Origin of the sequence: Microbacterium sp. (genome assembly GCF_017305435.1) — a bacterium.
Lineage (GTDB): Bacteria > Actinomycetota > Actinomycetes > Actinomycetales > Microbacteriaceae > Microbacterium.
In genome coordinates this window covers 131,118-151,822 of sequence record NZ_JAFKIP010000002.1, presented here as the reverse complement: position 1 = coordinate 151,822, position 20,705 = coordinate 131,118, and the positions used below count along the sequence as shown (strand labels likewise).

The window sequence follows — 20,705 nt, the reverse complement described above, 5'->3', positions numbered from 1 at the left end:
CGCGTCAGGTCGTGATGTCCTGCAGCGTGCCGCGGTCGAGGCGCAGCCGACGGCGGGCCCGCTTCGCGACGGCCGAGTCGTGCGTCACGACGACGAGTGTGAGCCCGTCGGCGTTGAGCTGCTCCAGGACGCTCAGGATCTCGTCGCGCATCTGCTCGTCCAGGTTGCCCGTCGGCTCGTCGGCGAGGAGCACGCGCGGCTCCTTGGCGATGGCCCGCGCGATCGCGACGCGCTGCTGCTGCCCACCGGAGAGCTCCCCCGGCCGGTGCTCGGCGCGCTCGGAGAGCCCGACGCGGGCGAGCGCCTCGGCGACGCGGACGTCGCGCTCGAGCCGATCGAGGCCGAGCGGCTCGAGACCCATCGCGACGTTCTCGGCGGCGGTGAGGGTCGGAATGAGGTTGAACGCCTGGAAGACGAACCCGATCTCCCGGGCCCGGAGGCGTTCGAGATCCTGCGCCGAAGCCGTGTCGAGGTCGGCGTCGCCGATCTGCACGTGCCCGCTCGTCGGAGCGTCGAGGGCGCCGAGCAGCTGCAGGAGCGTCGATTTGCCGCCGCCGGTCGGTCCCTGGATCGCGACGAACTCGCCCGTCTGGATCTCCACGTCGACGCCCGTGAGGGCCTGCACGACGCGCCCCTTCTGCTGGTAGGTCTTCGTGACGCCCACGAGCCGGTACGCGGGCCTCGCGGGGGCGGCCGCGGCATCCACCGCGGTCTCGTCGATGATGGTCATGTCGGTCTCCTCGAGTGTCGATGCGGAATCGGTTGGGGGCGCGGCCTCGTCGGAGAGGCCGGTGGATGCCGCGGTCACGAGACCGCTCGCAGGGCCTCGGCGGGGCTCAGCCGGGCCGCGCGCCAGGCGCCGAAGGCTCCCGCGACGAGCCCGCCCGCGACGGCCAGGAGCAGCGCGGAGACGATGATCCACACCGACAGCGGCGCGTGCAGGACGATGTCCGTCGCGGTCTGGGCCAGCTGCCCGAACCCGCCCGTCGGGGCGCCCATGCCCTCCGCGCCGGCACCGGCGCGCATGCCGCGCCCCATGCCGCTCGTCGCGGCCGGCGCGGCCGAGATCGTCGGCGAGACGAGGTTGATGATCAGCACGCCGATGACGCCCAGGACGACGCCCGCGATCCCACCGATGAGCGCCTGCACGACCGACTCCCCCGCGACCTGGCCGACGACGCGGCCGTTCGACCATCCGATCGCCTTGAGGGTGCCGAGCTCCCGCGTCCGGCGCGTGATGCCCGAGATCGTGAGGAGCACGGCCAGGGCGACCGCGACGACGAGCACGATGATGGACAGCCAGGTGCCGAGGTTCGAGATGAGCGACGAGGCGCTCGCGAGCGACCCCGAGACCGTCGAGGCGAGGTCGGATTGCGAGCTCACCGTGGCATCCGGCAGCGCCGCCTTCAGCGCGGTCTGCACGGCGCTGATCCGGTCGCTCGAGGTCGCCTGCACGTACACGGTCGAGACGACGTCGCCGGCGCCCGAGAGGGTCTGCGCGACATCGAGCGGGATGTAGACGTTCGCCGCGGTGTCGGCGTCGGAGGATGCCGAGGCCACGATCCCGACCACGTCGAACGTCGTGCCGCCGATGTCGGTCGTGTCGCCGACCGCGAGGCCCGCGCTCGACGCGTAGGTCGCGTCGAGGACGGCCACGTCCGTGCCCGCATCGCTCGCCTCGAGCGCACGTCCGTCGCTGACGGTGACCGCCGACATCGGGCCGACGGTCGACGAGCCCGGATCGATGCCGAGCACCGTGAACGAGTCGACGCCGAAGGATCCCCCGCCGAAGCCGCCGCCCTGGCCCGTGCCACCCTGGCCCGTGCCGCCCTCGCCCTGGCCGCCGTCGCTGGGCGCGGAGCCCTGGGTCGTGCCGCCGGTTCCGCCCGTCCCGGTCGAGCCCTCGGAGCCCGTCCCGGTCGTGCCGCTCGGGCGCTGCGGCAGCTCTCCCGAGAAGGTCATGTTGGTAAGGCTCAGCGCGCCCGATGCGCCGGCGACTCCGTCGATCGCAGTGACCTGGTCGAGCACTCCGGCATCCAGCGTTCCCCGGCGGAAGTCGGCGACCAGACGCGACTGCGAGAGCGTCGTCGTGCCGTCGGTGGAGGTCTGACCGCCGTCCTGACCGAAGTCGAACCGGCCACCGCCCTGGCCGCCCTGACCGGGCTCGGCCTGGGCGCCGGTGACCGTCAGATCGGTGCCGACGCCGTAGACCGAGGCGAGCGCCTCGCTCTGGGCGTCGCGCACTCCGGCGGACAGCGCGTTGACGACGATCACGAGTGCGATGGCGATCGCGAGTCCGATCGCCACGATCGCGGTCTGCTTGGGGCGCCCCGAGAGTTCGCGGCGCAGATACGTCCAGTACATGGTTCTCCTTCGGGGCGCATCCGGCGCCGACGACACGACGGTAGGAACCGCGCTGATGCGCGGGCCCAGCCGAGGTTGTGCGAGGCCTATGGATGCCGTGGCATCCCCCAGGCCGGGCGGCACCACCGTTCACTGGGACCGCTCGCGCGTCGGCCTTCACCGCGACCGCTCCCGCGTCGGGCGAACTCATAGCCTTCCCATAGCGCGTCGCATAGCCGGCCCACAGGACGCGCACGAGAATGGACGCATGACTTCCGCCGCACCGACCCTGCACCGCCCCGACGGCTCTCCCCTGCGCGTCCTCGTCGTCGACGACGAGCAGATGCTCACCGACCTCCTGTCGATGGCGCTGCGGATGGAGGGGTGGGAGGTGCGCACGGCCGGATCCGGCTTCGACGCGCTCGCCCAGGCGCGCGAGTTCGATCCGGACGCCCTCGTCCTGGACATCATGATGCCCGACCTCGACGGGATGGCGGTGCTGCAGCGCCTCCGCCACGCGGGCAACGATGTGCCCGTCCTCTTCCTCACGGCGAAGGACGCCGTCAGCGACCGCGTCGCGGGGCTGACGGCGGGCGGCGACGACTACGTCACGAAGCCGTTCAGCCTCGAAGAGGTCGTCGCGCGCCTCCGCGGCCTCATGCGCCGTGCGGGCAGCGCGACCGCCGGCGGCGCCGACCCGATCCTGCGCGTGGGCGAGCTCTCACTCAACGAGGACTCGCACGAGGTCGAACGCGCCGGCACAGAGATCGACCTGACCGCGACGGAGTTCGAGTTGCTGCGCTTCCTCATGCGCAACCAGCGCCGCGTCGTGTCCAAGGCGCAGATCCTCGATCGCGTCTGGAACTACGACTTCGGCGGACGCTCCTCGGTCGTGGAGCTCTACATCTCGTATCTGCGGAAGAAGATCGACGCGGGTCGTGACCCGCTCATCCACACGGTGCGCGGCGTCGGCTACATGATCAAAGCGTCGCAGTGAGCACCACGGCGGCGCCCGCTCCAGCGCCGGCGGCCCGCACCCGCCGACGCTGGAGCCTGCAGACCCGACTCATCGTCACCGTCGTCTCGTTCGTCGCACTCATCCTCGCGGCCGTCGGTCTCGCGACCGGCGCGTTCCTCGGGTCGATCCTCAGCACTCAGCTCGACAATGCGGTGAAGGATGCCGCGAACAAGGCCGGGCTGCAGCTGATCGGGAAGCCCGGGGGCTTCACCGGCACGGGCACCGCCGCCACGACACTGAGCGAAGGCCACAATCTGCCGTCCGGCCTGTTGCTCGTGGTGCAGTCGGCGAGCGGCACCGACGGGGCCTACTTCGGTGACAGCGGCGTCATGACGCTCTCGACCTCCGACGTCGATGAGATCGTGAACGCATTCGAGCGCGACCCCTTCGCGACCGTCGACGTCGACGGTGTCGGCACGTACCGCATGTACACCGGCCGGGTGGGCAACAGCTACGTGATCGCCGCGGGCCTGCCGGTCTCGAGCGTGAACGACACGATCGGGCAGATCCTACTGACGGTCGGGCTCGTCACCGTGGGCGGCCTCCTCGTCCTCGCGGCGATCGTCGCCCTCGTCATCCAGCGGTCGCTCAAGCCGCTGCGCTCGGTCGCCGAGACCGCCGGGCGCGTCGCCGCGCAGCCGCTCGATTCGGGGGACGTCAGCATCACCGAGCGTGTGCCCGAGGCGCAGGCGGACCCGTCGGACGAGATCGGTGCCGTCGGCGCGGCGCTGAACACCCTGCTCGATCACGTCGACTCGTCCCTCGCCGCGCGCCAGCGCAACGAGGAGCGCATGCGCGCGTTCGTCGCGGATGCCTCGCACGAGCTGCGCACGCCGCTCGCGGCGATCCGGGGTTACTCCGAGCTGTCGCTGCGCTCGCTCGCGCAGGCGCAGAGCGCGGGCACGCGCGTCACGAAGGCGCAGCTGGAGCTGAGCGCCGGGCAGTCGCAACAGGGGCTCGAGCGCATCCAGGCGGCATCCCTGCGCATGACGACGCTCGTCGAGGACTTGCTGCTGCTCGCCCGGCTCGACGAGGGCAAGGAGCTCGTCTACGGCGCGGTCGATGTGACGCGCGTCGTCGTGGACGCCGTCGCGGACGCGCAGGCGGCCGGCCCCGACCACGAGTGGATCATCGACGTGCCCGAGGAGCCGGTCATCGTCGCGGGCGACGCGACGCGACTGCACCAGGTCATCGCGAACCTGCTGACGAACGCCCGCGTCCACACGCCCGCCGGGGTGCACGTGACGGCGTCCGTGGCGATCGACGGCGCCGCGGCGATCGTGCGGATCGCCGACGACGGCCCCGGGATCGATCCCGCCGTCGCGAGCGACCTGTTCGAGCGCTTCGCGCGCGCGGACTCGTCGCGCGCCCGCCAGACCGGCGGCACGGGCCTCGGCCTCTCCATCGCGAAGGCGATCGTGACCGCACACGGCGGGACGATCTCGGTCGACAGCGCGCCCGGCTCCACGGTGTTCACCGTGCGCCTGCCGGCGCGCCCCGCGGCGCCCACTGCGCCCACTGCGCCCGCTGCGTGAGGGCGCGGCGGCCGACATCCATCCGGGTGGCGTGACGACGCGGGTCGGCGGCCTCGAGCCCGGCACACGCGCCACCTCTCCTCGGATGCCACCGAAGAGGTGGCGCGAACGTCGGCATCCCCGGCGCGGAGCACTGCCGACGCGTCACCCCTTTCCGCGCGCAACGCCTCCTCCACAACTGCCGTGATCAGAAAACTCTCCACAGATCGGCTGAGGAGCGCCCCACGCACGCTCGCGCCCGGCGAAGGTCGTCGCATGCCTGTCCCCCCTCGTCCGCTGTCGCCGACGCTCGGCGCCCAGTTCTCCGTCGCCGCGGCACGTGCCGCCGGCCACACGCGCGGCCGCCTCGCTGCGCGCGATCTCGAGCGCCCCTTCCGTGGCATGCGTCGACGGCGCCCGCCGGACGTGCCCGACGTGCCGAGCACGACGCGGGATGCCGAGGAGCCGCTCGCACGCGATCGCGCGCACCGCACGCGCGTGCTCCGCGACGCGCGTGCCTACGCGCAGGTCGCGCCCCCGCACGTCTTCCTGGCGGGGCGCTCGGCCGCGGTCGCGTGGGGCTTACCCTGCGAACCGGGTGAGCGCCTGTGCATCGGGGTCCTGGCTCCGCAACGCGCTCCCCGACGCCCCGGCATCCACGGCGTCAAGATCGCGCCGCACCTCGCCACCGTCCGAGCCGTCGACGGACTGCGCGTCGCCAGCCCCGCAACGACGTGGGCGATGCTCGCCGGCGAGCTCGACGTGCGCGAACTGGTCATCCTGGGTGACGCGATCGTGCGGATTCCGCGGGACGAGCGCGGTGCATCACGGCCCGAGGGGCAGCTGGCCACCATCGATCAGCTGCTCGCAGCCGCGGAGGCGAGGGCGCGCGATGCTCCTGCGCGCGCTGGAGTGCATCCGCGTCGGCAGCATGTCGCCGCTCGAGACCGACTTCCGCCTCGTGACCGCCGCCGCCGGCCTCCCCGAACCGGAGCTCGACGTCGAGATCAGGGACGAACGCGGCGTCCTGCTCGGGATCGCAGACGCGCGGTACGAGGCCTACCGGGTCATCGTCGAGGTCGAGGGCGACCACCATCGCACGAGCCGCGCGCAGTGGCGGCGTGACATCGCGAAGCACGCGGCCTACGTGCGCGCGGGATACGAGGTCGTGCGCCTCACCGCGCCCGACGTGCGCGGCGCGGGCGGGTCGGCGCCGACGGCCGACCTCATCGTCCGCGTGGCGCTCGAGCGCCACGGCTTTCGGCCCTGACCGCGTGCGCATCGCGGACAGGTGGCGCGAACGCGCGACTCGCGCCGGTCGAGGCACGCACATGCGCCGCCGAAACGGCCCGAACGCGCCGCGGTGCCACCCCGGGGTCAGTACCCCGAGAAGGCGTCGGTCGTGATCGAGCGGGCCTTCTCGAGCGCGGGAGCGAGGTCGGCGATGAGTCCGGGAGGGCCCGAGATGTACGCGTGCCGGGCACCGAGGTCGGGGACGACCTGCATGAGCCCGTCCGCGTCGAGCCGCACGCCCTGCGCCCAGCGCCAGTGGGCCGGCAAGCGGCCCGGCTCGTTGCGCGTGAAGACGATGACGGGGATGCCGGCGGCCTCCAGATCCTCGCGGAAGGCGAGCTCCTCGGCATCCGACGCGACATACACGAAGACGACGTCACGGTCCTCGCCGGAGCGGCGCAGATCGCGCAGCTGCGAGACGAACGGCGTCACGCCGATACCGGCCGCGACCATGAGGACGGGCGCCGACGCCCGCGCGGGGAGGACGAAATCGCCCCACACGCCCGTGACGGCGAGTTCCTGTCCAGGCTCGACGAGCGCGAGCGCCTTCTTGTAGGTCGACTGCGAGCCCTCGCGCAGCGCGATGCGCACCTCGGGCAGGTCGCCCGGGGCCGACACGATCGAGAACTCGCGCCGCGTGCCGCGGGCGTCGGGGTGCGCGTGCGGCACCTCGAGCTCGAGATACTGTCCCGCCGCGAAGCGGAATCGGCCCTCCGCGCGGAAGACGAGCTCGCGCACCGACGGGGTCAGAACGTCGCGCCGCACGAACCGCAGGCGCACCGCCGTCCGCACGGTGAAGGCGAACGCGAGCAGGTTGCCGACGAGGAGCGCCCGCTCCTGCCCGAGGCTGATGTCGCCGAGGTCGATCGGCCAGCCCGCGAGGATGCCGACGAGCGCCGCGACCGCGAACTGCTGCCAGCGCCGCGGCGGCAGGGTCAGCGGCTCCGACAGCATGAACGCACCGAGGAAGAGGAACGGGGCCGACCACAGCAGCTGCCAGAACACCGTCCCCGCATCGAACGCCAAACCGGCCTGCGCGAACTGCACGGACGCCCGCACGAACGCGACCGCGACCGCCACGACGAGGAACAGGGTGATGATCCGCACCTTCTCGGTCCGTAGCAGCACGACCAGGCCGAGCAGGATCACGGGTCCCGCGAGGTACGGCGTGCCGACCCACCACGACGACGCGCCCAGGTCGGGCAGCCAGATGCTGAGAACCGTCAGGAACGTCGCCCCGACGGCGGCCGGGTTGAAGACGTGCCGCCCCTGCCAGGCGAGGAGGTACTTGGATGCCGAGGCCACGACCCCCGCGATGAACAGCCCCACGAGGCCGAGCGGCTCGAGCGTCGGACGCAGCACGAACAGGAGGATCAGGACGGTGATGAGCGACGACTCCCACCGCCACCCCTTGGCGAGAAGACGATGCGCGATCGCGTCCGTCGCGGCACAGGATGCCGCGAGCACCGCGGAGGCCGCGACGAGCTCGAGCGGCGTCGGTGCGAGCACGCCGAAGAACGACAGGACGAAGGCGATCACCGCGAGCGCCGCGAGGGCGAGCACGACGAGTCGGTACATCGACACCCGGCCGAGGACGGCGAAGACACGGTTCCACAGAGCGGTCAGCGAAGACATCACGTGAACAACTCTGCCGTACAACCGCGGGACCACTCCACGCGCCCGGGCGTCGTCATGCGCACCCACTGCACGTCGTGCGCCGCTGCGAAGGCCTCGCCGCCCGCGAAGAAGAGCGCCGTCGCGGCGGCATCCGCCGTCATCGCGTCGGCCGCGAACGCCCACGTCGCCGCGATCTCACGGACGGGTTCGCCCGTGCGCGCATCGAGCACATGGTGCAGGCCCGCGCCGTCGTGACCCGTCCACGCACGGCGATTCGTCGCCGAGGCGCACAGCGCACCGCCCGCGACCTCCCACACGCCGATCGCGCGACGCGGATCGTAAGGGTGCTCGAGTCCGATCCGCTCGGGGCGTGCCCGCTCCGAACCCTCGCCGTCCCCGCCGTGCCCCATGAGGATGTCACCGCTCGCGTCGACGACGAACGGGGCGCCCGTGCGGGCGGCGAGCACCTCTCCGACGAGGTCGACGAGGCGGCCTTTGCCGAGAGCACCGACATCGATCGTCGCCGGATCCGCAAGCCTCAGCTCGCCGTTCGTCCAGGTGAGGAGGTCCTGCCAATCGCTTCGAGCCGACTGCGCCCCGCGGTCCTCGAGCGAGATCCGCGCGTCATAGCCGCGGCGGGCGAGAGCGTCGCCCACGAGCGGATTCACGGCCCCCGCGGTCGACGCGGCGAGCTCGGCGTACAGGTCGAGCATCGCGCGGGCGTCGGCGGGCGCGGGCACGGCGCCGCCCGATCGCGCGAGCGCGCTCACCACCGAATCGTCGCGGAAGCGCGACCACTCCCGATCGAAGCGATCGATGACATCGTCGATCTCGGCGGAGACCTCTGCCGACAGCGGCGTCGCGGTGTCGATCTGCCAGCGCGTCCCGATCGCGGTGAACGTGCGGGCGGATGCCACGGCGGCATCCATCACGAGGCCGCTTCGGCCTTGATGGTCTCGATCGCCTGGTTGAAGCCGCCGCTCGTGAGCGACGATCCGGCGACGCGCGACACCGAGATCTCGTCGATGTTCTTGCCGACGACCTCCGCGCTGATCCCGCCGATGAACTCGCCCTGGTACTGCTCCGACTCGCGCTTCTGCGGATTGCCGGTGACGTTCACGGACGTGATGACATCGTCCTGCAGCGTGACGGTGACGCTGATCGTCTCGACCGATTCGGGGGTCTGGTAGGAGCCGTCGGCCGAGTACGTGCCGTCGACGTAGACGCTGTCGGATGCCGCGGCGCTCGGCGACGCGGAGACGCTGGCGCTCGGGGTCGCCGACGTGGTCGGCGTCGCGGTGGGGGTGGGCGTGGGCGTCTCCGCGTCGGCGGCGCCCGCGCAGCCGGCGAGCGTCACGACGCCGAGGACGGATGCGGCGGCGACACCGACACGGATCGGACGGGCTACGGCGGTGGTGCGGATCATGATGGTCCTCCTTCTGTCGTGCCGTCCGCGGAGGTGCGGTGGCGTTCTCCACGGTAGCCGCGCCCGCATCGGCCGGGCCCCGGAATTACCTATGCGTCCGCATTGAATCCGACGCCCGCGCTCGCCGTGCGGGCCTCGACGCGCCGCCGCCGAATGCCCTTCAGCACCTCGACGAGGAGGAAGATCACGACCGAGAAGGCGACCGGCAGCAGCCAGCCCACCGCGCTCAGCGGCTCGGATCCGAACAGCGCGTTCATGAACGGCACGTAGGTGTACACGAGCTGCAGCACGACGAGGGCGAGCGCCGACCACCACACGACGGGGTTGCCGCGCAGCACGTCGACCGTGATGGACGATCGCGTGAGGAAGCGGCAGTTGAGCAGGTAGGCGAGCTGGCCGAGCGCGAGCATCGCGACGGCCTCGGTGCGCGCGATCGCGAGATCGGTGCCGGATGCCAGGGAGATGCCGAACACGGCGAGTGTCGCCCCACCGATGAGGAGCGAGACGATCAGGACGAACCCGAGCTCGCGGCCTGCGATGATCGATCCGCCCGACCCCCGCGGCGGCCGCGTCATGATGCCGCGCTCGGCCGGCTCGTAGGCGAGGGCGAGCGACAGCGTGACGGCGGTGACCATGTTGACCCACAGCACCTGGACGGGGGTGAGCGGCAGCGTGAGCCCGAAGACGACGGCGACGAGGATGACGAGCGATTGCGCGCCGTTGGTCGGCAGCAGGAACACGACCGACTTCCGGAGGTTGTCGTAGATGCGCCGTCCCTCGCGGATCGCGCTGCGGATCGTGGCGAAATTGTCGTCGGCGAGGACGATCTCCGCCGCCTCCTTCGTCGCCTCGGTGCCCTTGATGCCCATCGCGATCCCGACGTCGGCGCGCGTGAGCGCCGGGGCGTCGTTGACGCCGTCACCCGTCATCGCGACGACCTCGTGATGCGATTGCAGGGCGCGCACGATACGGATCTTGTGCTCGGGACTCGTCCGCGCGAAGACATCGACCTGCTGCACGACCTTGGCGAGCTCGTCCTGGCTCATCGCCTCGAGCTCGGCGCCGGTGAGGACGGGCGTGGCGGCGTTGTCGGAGTCGCGGGCGACGAGACCCATCTCACGGCTGATCGCGAGCGCCGTGCCGGCGTGGTCCCCCGTGATCATCTTCACGCGGATGCCGGCGGCATGGCAGTCGGCGATGGCCTCGACGGCTTCGGGACGGGGCGGGTCGAGGATGCCCCAGAGGCCGAGGAACTCGAGGTCGACGAGGTCGTCCACGCCGATCTCGCTCTGGCGGGTCGTCGTCCGCGCCGCGGCGAGGACGCGCAGGCCCTGCCCGCTGAGGTCGTCGATCGCCGCCTCCCAGAAGGGGATGTCGAGGGTCTCGGGGCCATCCGCACCGCGCTGCGTGAGTGCGCGCTCGAGGATGCGGTCGGGAGCCCCCTTGACGAGGATCGCGCGCCCGGCGCCGGTGCCTGCGCCCGCTCGAGGGCCCGCATCCGGGCCGGCCTCGACGAGCGTCGCCATGAACTTGTTGGCGGAGTCGAACGGGACGACGTCGATGCGGCGTGCGCCCGCGGCATCCGCCTTGCCCTTCATCGCGACGACCTTGAGTGCGCCTTCCGTCGGCTCCCCCACGAGAGTCCATCCGGCGCCGTCGTCGGCGCGCACGAGCTCGGCGTCGTTGCAGAGGTCCGCGACGGCCAGGAGCGTCGTGAGGTCGCGCCCGCCCTCCGGCGTGATCGCGCCGTCGGGGTCGTAGCCGAGGCCCGAGACGTCGTAGCGCGCGACCGGGGTGACCATCGTCCGCACGGTCATCTCGTTCTTCGTGAGCGTGCCGGTCTTGTCCGAGCAGACCGTCGTGACCGACCCGAGCGCCTCGACGGCGGGGAGTTTGCGCGTGATGGCGTTCCGCCGCGCCATCTGCTGCACGCCGATCGCGAGCGTGATCGTGACGAGCGCCGGCAGGCCCTCGGGGATCGCGGCGACCGCGAACCCGATCGTCGCGGAGATGAGCTCCGGGAACGGCATCTGGTGGAGGTACCGGCCGATGAGCATCATGACGGCGGCCATGCCGAGGATGACGAGGGTCAGCACCTTGCCGAACCGGTCGAGCTGCTTCGTGAGCGGCGTCGCGAGCGAGCCCGCATCGCTCACGAGCGCCTGGATGCGGCCGATCTCCGTGTGCGCGCCCGTCGCGGTCACGACGCCCGTGCCCTGCCCGGCCGAGACGATCGTGCCGGAGAAGGCCATGGATGCCCGGTCGCCGACCCCGGCGCCGTCGTCGACGGCATCCGTCTGCTTGGACGAGGGAACCGACTCACCGGTGAGCGCCGCCTCCTCGATGCGCAGCTGCGACGCCGACACGAGGCGGACATCGGCGGGAACCTTGTCGCCCGGCATGAGTCGGACGACATCGCCCGGCACGAGGTCTTCGGCAGGGATCGTCGACCAGGCGCCGCCGCGCCGTACCGTCGCATCCGCGGAGAGCATGCCGCGGATGCCGGCGAGCGCCTTCTCCGCCCGCCCCTCCTGCGCGTATCCGATGACCGCGTTGATGACGGCGACCGTCATGATGACCCAGAAATCCAGCCAGTCCCCCATGACCGCCTTGATCGCGGCGGCGCCGAGCAGGATGAAGATCAGCGTGTCGTTGAAGTGCCCGAGGAAGCGCAGCCACGCCGGCTGACGCTTCGGCTCGGGCAGCAGGTTCGGGCCGACCGCGGCGCGGCGCGCTGCCGCGTCCGCGGCATCCAGCCCGTCGTCACCGGTCGCCAGGGCGGACGCGACCTCATCGGCGGACAGGGCGAAGGGGCGTTCGAGCGAGAGAGCCGGTGCGTCGAGTGCGGGCATGACGCGATCCTATTCCCGCCGTGCGAGCGCGACCTCCGCACGCCCGCGCGTCATGGCCGGGAGAACCGGTCAGGCGTCGCCGTTGAACATGCTCGTGACCGAGCCGTCCTCGAAGACTTCCTTGATGGCGCGCGCGAGCAGGGGCGCGATCGGCAGGATCGTGAGGCCCGGGAAGCGCTTCTCGACCGGCAGCGGCAGCGTGTCGGTGACGACGACCTCGTCGATCGAGCTGTCCTGCAGACGTTCGACGGCGGGTGCGCTGAAGACGGCGTGGGTCGCCGCGACGATGACGCGCTCCGCTCCGTGCGCCTTGAGCGCCTGTGCCGCCTTCACGATCGTGCCGCCGGTGTCGATCATGTCGTCGACGAGGAGGCACACACGCCCATCGACGCGCCCGACGATCTCGTTGACAGTCACCTGGTTGGCGACATTCGGGTCGCGGCGCTTGTGGATGATCGCGAGGGGTGCGCCCAGCGAGTCCGACCACTGGTCGGCGACCCGCACGCGACCCGTGTCGGGCGAGACGACCGTGAGCTTCTCGCGGTCCTCCGCCGACAGGGTCTTCTCGAAATGGTCGAGGAGCACGGGCTTGGCGAACAGGTGGTCGACGGGGCCGTCGAAGAAGCCCTGGATCTGCGCGGCGTGCAGGTCGACGCTCATGACGCGGTCGGCACCGGCGGTCTTGAAGAGATCGGCGACCAGGCGGGCCGAGATCGGCTCCCGGCCGCGGCCCTTCTTGTCCTGCCGGGAGTACGGATAGTACGGCGCGACGACGGTGATGCGCTTCGCGGAGGCGCGCTTGGCGGCATCCAGCATGATGAGCAGCTCCATCATCCACTCGTTGACCGGCGGGCCGAACGACTGGATGAGGAAGATGTCGCACCCGCGGATCGAGACCTCGAACCGCGTGAGGATCTCCCCCGACGCGAATGTGCGGTGCTCGGTGGGGACGAGTTCCGTCTCCAGCTGCGCCGCGACCGCCTCAGCGAGGCCGGGGTGCGAGCTGCCCGACGCGACGACGAGTCGCTTCTTGGTCTTGACCACGAGGCCCGGCGCGATGTCGTCGCGCTCCTGCTCAGCCTTCTTCTTGCGCCCCATCGTCCGCTTCCTGTGCGGACCGGGCACGCGCCGCGGCGTCCGCCGCAGCCGTTCCCGGTCGGTGATTCTCGACCCACCCCTCGACGTTGCGTTGAGGGGCGACACTCAAGGCGAGCGCACCGGCCGGGACGTCCTTGCGGATCACCGCGCCGGCGCCGGTCTTGGCGCCGTCACCAATCCTAACCGGGGCGACGAACACGTTGTGCGAGCCGGAGTGCACCTCGTCGCCGATCTCGGTGCGGTGCTTGGCGATGTCGTCGTAATTGGCGGTGATGGCGCCGGCGCCGAGGTTGACGCCGCGCCCGATCGTCGTGTCGCCGATGTAGGAGAGGTGGGGCACCTTGCTGCCCTCGCCGATCGTCGCGTTCTTCGTCTCGACGAACGTGCCGATCTTGCCGCCCGCGGCGAGATTCGTGCCCGGGCGCAGGTAGGCGAACGGCCCGACGGAGGCGCCCGCGCCGATGACGGCGAGAGTCGCGTCGGCGCGGCGGACCACGGCGTTCTCGCCGACCTCGCAGTCCTCGAGCGTCGTGTCGGGGCCGATCGTGGCGCCCGTCGCGACGACGCTCGCGCGCAGGATGTGCGTGTTCGGCAGCACGGTGACGTCCGGCGCCAGCTCGGCGGTGACGTCGATCCACGTCGTCGCCGGGTCCTGGATGGTCGCGCCCGCGAGCTGCCACCGGCGGACGGTGCGGGCATTCAGCAGCCGCCCGGCTTCGGCGAGCTGGGCGCGGTCGTTCACGCCGAGGGTCAGCGTGACGTCGCGCACGAGGGAGGCCGTGACGGCGAGCGCCTCGGCACGGGCGAGCGCGATGACGTCGGTGAGGTACTTCTCGTGCTGTGCATTGTCGGTTCCGACGAGCGCGAGGTGGCGGCGCAGCACGGGCGCCTGGAAGACGTACACGCCCGCGTTGATCTCGGTGACGGCGGCTTCGGCGGCCGTGGCATCCTTCTGCTCGACGATCCGCTCGACCGTGCCGTCCGTTCCGCGGATGACCCGGCCGTACCCCGTCGCGTCGGGCAGGACCGCCGACAGGAGCGTCGTCACGGCGCGCGATGCACGGTGGTCGGCGACGAGGGATGCCAGGGTGCCGGCATCCAGCAGCGGCACGTCGCCGGAGAGCACGAGCACGTCGCCGGAGAAGTCGGGCACGGCGGCGAGGGCGACCTCGACGGCGCGCCCCGTGCCGGGGATCTCGTCCTGGTCGACGACGACGACCTCGGGCGAGATGCCCGTCACCGCGTCGGCGACCTGGTCGCGCTCGTGCCGCACGACGACGAGGACGTGCGCGGGCGCGAGGTCGCGCGCCGTGTCGAGCACGTGCCCGACGAGCGGGCGCCCGCCGATGCGGTGCAGGACCTTGGGGAGGGATGAGCGCATGCGCGTCCCCTGCCCCGCCGCGAGGATCACGATGGCCAGCGACTCGTCGAGCGTCGTGTTCGTCATGCTCCGCCGCCAGGATTCGAACCTGGGCCTCACAGCTCCAAAGGCTGTCGTGCTGCCGTTACACCACGGCGGAACGCCCGCACGCGGCGGGCGGGTTCCAGTCTGCCACGGGCGCGCACCGGCACCCGCGATAATGGTGCGATGGCCACCGAGCACGACGAAGTCGATCGCATCGTCGACGCGTGGGGCACGCAACGTCCCGACCTCGACTTCTCGCCGCTCGAAGTGCTCTCCCGCGTCGACCGGCTCTCGCGGCACCTCGACCGCGCCCGGCGCGAGGCGTTCCGCCGGAGCGACCTCGAACCGTGGGAGTGGGACGTGCTGTCGGCCCTCCGCCGTGCCGGCGAGCCGTATCAGCTGAGCCCGAAGCAGCTCCTGCAGCAGACGCTCGTCTCCAGCGGCACGATGACCAACCGCATCGACCGGCTCGTCGGTCGCCGCCTCGTGCGCCGCGAGGCCGACCCGGCCGACGGACGGAGCGTCCTGGTCACGATGACCGAGGACGGCAGGACGCGCGTGGATGCCGCGATCACCCGCCTCGTCGATGCCGAGGCCGAGCTCCTCGGCATCCTCTCCCGCGGCGATCGCGAGCGGCTGGCGGGCCTTCTGCGCAAGCTCTCGCTGAGCTTCGACGCCTGAGGGTCCTCTCCTCGCTCGGCGTCGGCGCATTTGCGATCGCATACCCCCGGGGGTAATGTACAAATACCCCCGGGGGTAAATTTCCGGTCAAAGGGAGAACCATGCGAATCATCATCGTCGGAGGCGTCGCCGCAGGCATGAGCGCCGCAGCGCGTGCGCGGCGCCTCAGTGAGGACGCCGAGATCATCGTCCTGGAGCGCGGTACGGAGGTGTCGTTCGCCAACTGCGGGCTTCCCTACCACGTGAGCGCGGAGATCGACGACGCGGAGGATCTGCGCCTGCATACCCCGCAGTCCCTGCGCGCGGCACTGAACCTCGACGTGCGCATCGACCACGAGGTCACCGCGATCGACACGGCGACGCGGACACTGACCGTCCTGTCCCCCGACGGCGCCCAGACGCTGGCCTATGACGCGCTCGTCCTCGCGCCGGGCGCGGCGGCCGTGCGTCCTCCTCTCCCCGGCATCGGGTCCCCGCAGGTGCGCACGCTGCGCACGGTGACCGACGCGATCGAGCTGCGGACGCTCGTCGACGACGGAGCCCGCCGCGCGGTGGTCCTCGGCGCAGGCTACATCGGCATCGAGGCCGCGGAGGCCATGCGCCACCGCGGGCTCGAGGTGGACGTCGTGGAGCTGGCGCCGAACGTCCTGCCTCGCATCGAGCGCGAACTCGCCCGCGTCGCGTCCGACGAACTCGAGCGGCTCGGCATCCGCGTCCACGCGGGAGTCGCCGCGACCGCGATCACGTCCCTCGCCGGCGTGGCCGGGGCGACGGTGACGCTGTCCGACGGTCGCGACATCACCGCCGACATCGTCATCCTCTCGGTCGGCGTCCGCCCCGACACGGCGTTCGCCATGGATGCCGGGATCGTCACCGAACGCGGTGCGATCGTCGTCGACGAGCGCGGCCGGACGTCGGCTGCCGGCGTCTGGGCGGCGGGCGACGCGACGCTCTCGGTGGACGCGACCCTCGGCATCCGTCGCCCCGTCGCCCTCGCGGGGCCCGCCAACCGCGCAGGCCGCCTCATCGCCGACGACATCTTCGGCGCCGCGGGAGCGCGCGCCGTCCCCGCGGCGCTCGGCACGGCGATCGTGCGCATCGGGACGATCACCGTCGCCTCGACGGGAGCGAACCGCGACGATCTGGCCGCGGCAGGCGTGCCCTTTCGCACCCTCCACCTGCATCCCAACCAGCACGCGGGCTACTTCCCCGGCGCGTCCGCGATGCACCTCGTCGTCCACATCGGCGACGACGGGGCACTCCTCGGGGCACAGGCGGCCGGACACGACGGTGTCGACAAGCGGATCGACGTGCTCGCCACCGCGATGCGTGCCGGGCTCGGCGCGGCGGATCTCATCGACCTCGACCTCGCCTACGCGCCACCGTACGGGCAGGCCAAGGACGGAGTGAATCTGATCGGCATGGTCGCCGAGAACCTGCTCGCCGGCCGGCTGCGCCTCTGGTACGCCGAAGACGCGACCGACGGCGCGGACGCGCTCGTGCTCGACGTGCGTCGCGCCGACGAGTTCGCATCGGGTCACCTGCCGGGGGCGCTGAACATTCCGCACACGGAGCTGCGCGGACGGCTCGACGAGGTGCGCATCGCCGCCGCCGGGCGACCGGTTCGCGTGATGTGCGCGGCGGGAGTCCGCTCGAACATCGCCTACCGCATCCTCGTGGGAGGCGGCATCGAGGCCACGTCGCTCTCGGGCGGCATCCAGACACTGCGCCAGTGGTTCGGCCGTGACGCCGATCAGGTGCTGACGAGCGAAGGAGTCCACGCATGATCATCACGGGAACCGACGACGAGCGCGCCGCGACGCAGAAGCGCATCCTGAATCGCCTGCGCCGTGCGCAGGGGCAGCTCGCCGGCGTCATCGCGGCCGTCGAACGCGGCGGATCATGTCGCGACGTCGTCACGCAGCTGTCCGCCGTGACGAGCGCGCTCGACCGAGCCGGGTTCGCCATCATCGCGACGGCGATGCGCGACTGCATGGTCGACCCGGAGGCCGCCGCCGACGCCGAAGGGCTCACCCCCGACGACGTGGAGAAGCTGTTCCTCTCGCTCGCCTGATCCGTCCCACGCGCCACGTCGCGCGCACACCGTCATCACCCTCATCCAAGGAGAACATCATGTGCCGGAAGACCACGTGCCGTACCTGCGGCAAGGCCACCTGGGCCGGATGCGGCCAACACGTCGAAGAGGCACTGGCGGGCGTCTCGCGCGCGGACCGCTGCGTCGGGCACGACAGCCCTGCTCCCCGCGGCTTCCTCGCCGGACTGCTCGGTCGCTGACCCCGGGCGCCGGCGGCGTCAGCGGATGCGGCGACCGTGCGCGAGGTCGATGAGACGCGGGAGCACGTCGCCGGCGCGCAGGCCGTTGTGCTCGTGCTCGCTCGTGACCCACGGCGTGACGCCGGGGAGGAGTCGCGCCGTCTCCACGGAGAACTCGACCGGCACGAACACGTCGTTCACGTAGACGGCGGCCGCTCCGCGGGCGCCGGACGCCGCGAGCGCGTCGGCATCGTACAGGCGGGTCCACTCCACGTCGGCGATCCGCAGCGCGGCTCCCCGCCAGGGGATCAGGCCCGGCACGGTGTCGAGCCAGTCTCGCCGCGCGTGCTCACCCGTGAGCAGCGTCGGGTCGTCGCGGAAGTCGCCCGGCTCGACACGGTCGGCGGCCCAGCGGGTCGCGAATCCGTCGGCGTAGCTCGACTCGTGGAAGAGGTAGTACAGCGGGTTCCGCGGCGAGAACGGCAGCGCCGCGGCGAGATCGTGATGGAAAGCGTTCGAGCGCGGATCGGTCTCGAGCAGCGCATGCAGGGTCTGCCACCCGTCGTTCGTGCCGAGGAGCATGCCGAGCGACCTGAGCCGCGACAGCGAGACGACCTCCCCGTCCGGGAGGACGAGGGACCCGGATGCCGCGAGGTCGAGTCGCGCCCGCATCGCGTCGCGGTGCTCGGGGAAGCGCCGGTAGTACGCCTCGGAGGCATCCCGCATCTTGTCGTAGGTGAGGGCGTACACCTCGTCGGGGCGCCGGCCGACGGCGCTCAGCCCGCCCGTGATATAGACCTCGTCGAGCGACGCGGCGTGCACGCTGAGGTAGCGCAGGATCGTGAACCCGCCGAACGACTGGCCGAGGACGCTCCAGGACGCCGCTCCCAGACTCTGCCGGATGGCCTCGGCATCCTCGACGATCGCGTCGGCGCGCAGGTGCGTGACGTACTCGGCGATCGCCTCGTCGCCGCGGTCGAGGTCGGCGTCGCCGAACGGGGTGGATGCCCCGGTGCCGCGCTGATCGAGCAGAACGACCCGGTAGTGCTCGAGCGCAGCACCCAGCCAGCTGGGCGCGGCGGGGGCGGTGAAGGGGCGCGGCGCCTCGAAGCCCGGCCCGCCCTGGAGGAACAGCAGGTAGGGCAGGTCCTCCCCGCCCTCGCGGGTCACGACCGCCGCATGCACATCGATCGTTCGTGCGTCGGCGTCGTCCCCCCAGACGAGCGGCAGGGTCAGGACGTGGTCGTCGATGCGGAGGTCGAGCAGGCGGCGGGTCGTGACGGTCACCGCTCCAGCCTAGGCATCCGGCCGGCGGTCGTCAGCCGAGGAGCTCGGACAGCTCGAACCAGCGCTCCTCCAACTCGCCGACCTCCGCTTCGAGGTCACCGATCTCGCGCATCTTCTCACCCAGCCCGACGTAGTCGGACTGGTCGTGGTCGGCGAGGGCGGTGCGTGCGGCATCCACTCGCGCGGTCAGCTTCTCGATGCGGCGCTCGGTCGCCTGCAGATCCTTCCGCACGGAGCGTGCCTCGGACCCGGAGAGCGCCGACGCGGATGCCGTGCCCGCGGCCCCGCCCGCCGCCGGACCCGCCAACGAGCCCGCCGCGCCGACCGTGGCACCGATCGCGGTGCGGGCGTGCTCGCGCAGTCGGAGGTACTCGTCAATGCCGCCGGGGAGGTGCCGCAGACGCCCCGCGCCGTCCGGGCTTGCCAGGACGGCGTACTGCTGATCGGTGACCCGCTCCAAGAAGTACCGGTCGTGGCTGACGACCAGGAGCGTGCCCGCCCACGAGTCGAGGAGGTCTTCGATCGCGGCGAGCATGTCGGTGTCGAGATCGTTCGTCGGCTCGTCGAGGATGAGCACGTTCGGCTGGTCGAGGAGGATGAGCAGCAGCTGGAGACGGCGCTGCTGCCCGCCGGAGAGGTCTTTGACCGGCGTCGACAGCTGCGCCGAGGTGAAGCCCACGCGCTCGAGGAGCTGACCGGGGGTCAGCTCCGTCGCCTTGGATCCCGTGCCGATCGTGTAGCTCGTGCGGAGGCGCGAGATCACGACACGGACCGGGTCGTCGAGGTGCTCGTCGAGCTCGTCCATCCGCTGAGTGAGGGTCGCGACCTTCACCGTCGACCCGCGCTTGACGCGGCCGCTCGTGGGCTCGACCGTCCCGGCGACGAGCCCGAGGAGCGTCGACTTGCCGGCGCCGTTGACACCGAGGATGCCGGTGCGCTCCCCCGGCGCGATCCGCCACTCGACCGCGCGGAGGACGTCGCGGGGTCCGTAGCTGACCCCGGCCTCCAGCAGGTCCACGACATCTTTGCCGAGCCGCGAGACGGCGAGGGACTGCAGCGACACCTTGTCGCGGATCTCGGGGATGTCCTCGATCAGGACGTTCGCCGCGTCGATGCGGAACTTCGGCTTCGACGTCCGGGCGGGCGCGCCGCGGCGCAGCCAGGCGAGTTCCTTCCGGGCGAGGTTCTGCCGGCGCTGCTCGATGACCGCCGCCTGGCGGTCGCGCTCGACGCGCTGCAGGATGTACGCCGCGTAGCCTCCTTCGAACGGCTCGACGATGCGGTCGTGGACCTCCCAGGTCGTCGTGCAGACCTCGTCGAGGAACCATCGGTCGTGCGTGACGACCAGGAGCGCGCCGCTGCTGCGCGACCAGCGCGTCTTCAGGTGCTGCGCGAGCCACGCGATCGCCTCGACGTCGAGGTGGTTGGTCGGCTCGTCGAGGGCGAGGACGTCCCAGTCCCCCGCCAGCAGTCGCGCGAGCGCGACGCGGCGGCGCTGACCGCCGGACAGGCCCGTGACGGGACCGTCCCAGTCGAGGTCGCCGACGAGGCCGTCGATGACGCCGCGAACCGTGGCATCCCCCGCCCACTCGTGCTCGGGCCGGTCACCGACGACGCTTCGCGCGACCGTCAGCGTGTCATCCAGCGTGTCACCCTGATCGAGCACACCCACGCGGACGCCGCCGCGAACCGTCACCCGACCGGAATCGGGTGCGAGCCGACCGGCGAGCATCGCGAGCAGCGACGACTTGCCGTCGCCGTTGCGGCCCACGATGCCGATGCGGTCGCCCTCATCGACACCGAGCGAGAGGGAGTCGAAGACGACCTTGGTGGGGAACTCGAGGTGCAGCGCTTCGCCGCCGAGGAGGTGTGCCATGTCGATCCCAGGCTACGCGAG

Annotated in this window: 16 protein-coding genes and 1 tRNA gene; 6 read left to right on the top strand and 11 right to left on the bottom strand. The window is 71.7% G+C overall.

The annotated features are described in order from the left end of the window. Positions 1 to 4: 4 nt before the first annotated feature. Positions 5 to 730 carry an ABC transporter ATP-binding protein gene (locus tag J0I43_RS00720; protein ID WP_292857459.1) on the bottom strand — a complete coding sequence of 242 codons (726 nt, stop codon included), beginning with the start codon at positions 728 to 730 and terminating at the stop codon, positions 5 to 7. Positions 731 to 804: 74 nt separating this feature from the next. Next, a complete protein-coding gene (locus J0I43_RS00715; RefSeq protein WP_292857456.1) occupies positions 805 to 2,364 on the bottom strand; it encodes an ABC transporter permease in 1,560 nt (519 codons plus the stop codon). Between the two features lie 247 nt (positions 2,365 to 2,611). Between J0I43_RS00715 and J0I43_RS00710 the strand changes: the two genes are divergently transcribed. The 3 genes from J0I43_RS00710 (at position 2,612) to J0I43_RS00700 (ending at position 6,145) form a co-directional block, all read left to right on the top strand. Continuing rightward, a complete protein-coding gene (locus J0I43_RS00710) occupies positions 2,612 to 3,340 on the top strand; it encodes a response regulator transcription factor (RefSeq protein WP_292857453.1) in 729 nt (242 codons plus the stop codon). Continuing rightward, on the top strand, positions 3,337 to 4,896 hold the full coding sequence (locus J0I43_RS00705; protein ID WP_292857450.1) for a cell wall metabolism sensor histidine kinase WalK: 1,560 nt from the start codon (positions 3,337 to 3,339) through the stop codon (positions 4,894 to 4,896). Before J0I43_RS00710 ends, J0I43_RS00705 begins: the two co-directional genes overlap by 4 nt. Positions 4,897 to 5,767: 871 nt before the next feature. Continuing rightward, positions 5,768 to 6,145 carry a hypothetical protein gene (locus J0I43_RS00700; protein WP_292857447.1) on the top strand — a complete coding sequence of 126 codons (378 nt, stop codon included), beginning with the start codon at positions 5,768 to 5,770 and terminating at the stop codon, positions 6,143 to 6,145. Between the two features lie 107 nt (positions 6,146 to 6,252). Here J0I43_RS00700 and J0I43_RS00695 read toward each other — a convergent pair whose 3' ends face one another. The 7 genes from J0I43_RS00695 to J0I43_RS00665 form a co-directional block, all read right to left on the bottom strand. Further along, entirely contained in the window at positions 6,253 to 7,803 is a 1,551-nt protein-coding gene (locus tag J0I43_RS00695; protein ID WP_292857443.1) for a flavodoxin reductase, read from the bottom strand. Continuing rightward, a complete protein-coding gene (locus tag J0I43_RS00690) occupies positions 7,803 to 8,714 on the bottom strand; it encodes an FAD:protein FMN transferase (protein WP_292857440.1) in 912 nt (303 codons plus the stop codon). The genes J0I43_RS00695 and J0I43_RS00690 overlap by 1 nt, the downstream gene beginning before the upstream one ends. Further along, positions 8,714 to 9,211, bottom strand: coding sequence for an FMN-binding protein (locus tag J0I43_RS00685; RefSeq protein ID WP_292857437.1), 498 nt, complete (start codon positions 9,209 to 9,211; stop codon positions 8,714 to 8,716). Before J0I43_RS00685 ends, J0I43_RS00690 begins: the two co-directional genes overlap by 1 nt. Before the next feature lie 89 nt (positions 9,212 to 9,300). Next, entirely contained in the window at positions 9,301 to 12,063 is a 2,763-nt protein-coding gene (locus J0I43_RS00680) for an HAD-IC family P-type ATPase (protein ID WP_292857434.1), read from the bottom strand. Positions 12,064 to 12,132: 69 nt separating this feature from the next. Further along, positions 12,133 to 13,161, bottom strand: a complete 1,029-nt coding sequence (locus tag J0I43_RS00675) for a ribose-phosphate diphosphokinase (protein ID WP_292857431.1) — start codon at positions 13,159 to 13,161, stop codon at positions 12,133 to 12,135. Then, positions 13,139 to 14,608, bottom strand: coding sequence for a bifunctional UDP-N-acetylglucosamine diphosphorylase/glucosamine-1-phosphate N-acetyltransferase GlmU (gene glmU, locus J0I43_RS00670; protein ID WP_292857428.1), 1,470 nt, complete (start codon positions 14,606 to 14,608; stop codon positions 13,139 to 13,141). The genes J0I43_RS00675 and glmU overlap by 23 nt, the downstream gene beginning before the upstream one ends. Position 14,609: 1 nt before the next feature. Then, a tRNA-Gln gene (locus J0I43_RS00665) sits at positions 14,610 to 14,681 on the bottom strand. A 68-nt stretch (positions 14,682 to 14,749) separates the two neighbouring features. On the opposite strand from J0I43_RS00665, the gene J0I43_RS00660 reads away from it, so the two are divergent. From J0I43_RS00660 to J0I43_RS00650, 3 genes are all read left to right on the top strand, one after another. Next, on the top strand, positions 14,750 to 15,247 hold the full coding sequence (locus tag J0I43_RS00660; RefSeq protein WP_292857425.1) for a MarR family winged helix-turn-helix transcriptional regulator: 498 nt from the start codon (positions 14,750 to 14,752) through the stop codon (positions 15,245 to 15,247). 101 nt (positions 15,248 to 15,348) lie between these two features. Continuing rightward, positions 15,349 to 17,034, top strand: a complete 1,686-nt coding sequence (locus J0I43_RS00655) for an FAD-dependent oxidoreductase (protein ID WP_292857422.1) — start codon at positions 15,349 to 15,351, stop codon at positions 17,032 to 17,034. Further along, the gene (locus tag J0I43_RS00650) at positions 17,031 to 17,321 is read left to right on the top strand and encodes a metal-sensitive transcriptional regulator (RefSeq protein ID WP_292857421.1); all 291 of its coding nucleotides are present in this window, start codon (positions 17,031 to 17,033) and stop codon (positions 17,319 to 17,321) included. The genes J0I43_RS00655 and J0I43_RS00650 overlap by 4 nt, the downstream gene beginning before the upstream one ends. A gap of 239 nt (positions 17,322 to 17,560) precedes the next feature. Here J0I43_RS00650 and J0I43_RS00645 read toward each other — a convergent pair whose 3' ends face one another. Next, positions 17,561 to 18,808 (bottom strand): alpha/beta fold hydrolase, encoded by a 1,248-nt coding sequence (locus J0I43_RS00645; RefSeq protein WP_292857418.1) that lies wholly within the window; start codon positions 18,806 to 18,808, stop codon positions 17,561 to 17,563. A 31-nt stretch (positions 18,809 to 18,839) separates the two neighbouring features. Continuing rightward, positions 18,840 to 20,684 (bottom strand): ABC-F family ATP-binding cassette domain-containing protein, encoded by a 1,845-nt coding sequence (locus J0I43_RS00640; RefSeq protein ID WP_292857415.1) that lies wholly within the window; start codon positions 20,682 to 20,684, stop codon positions 18,840 to 18,842. Positions 20,685 to 20,705: the final 21 nt, after the last annotated feature.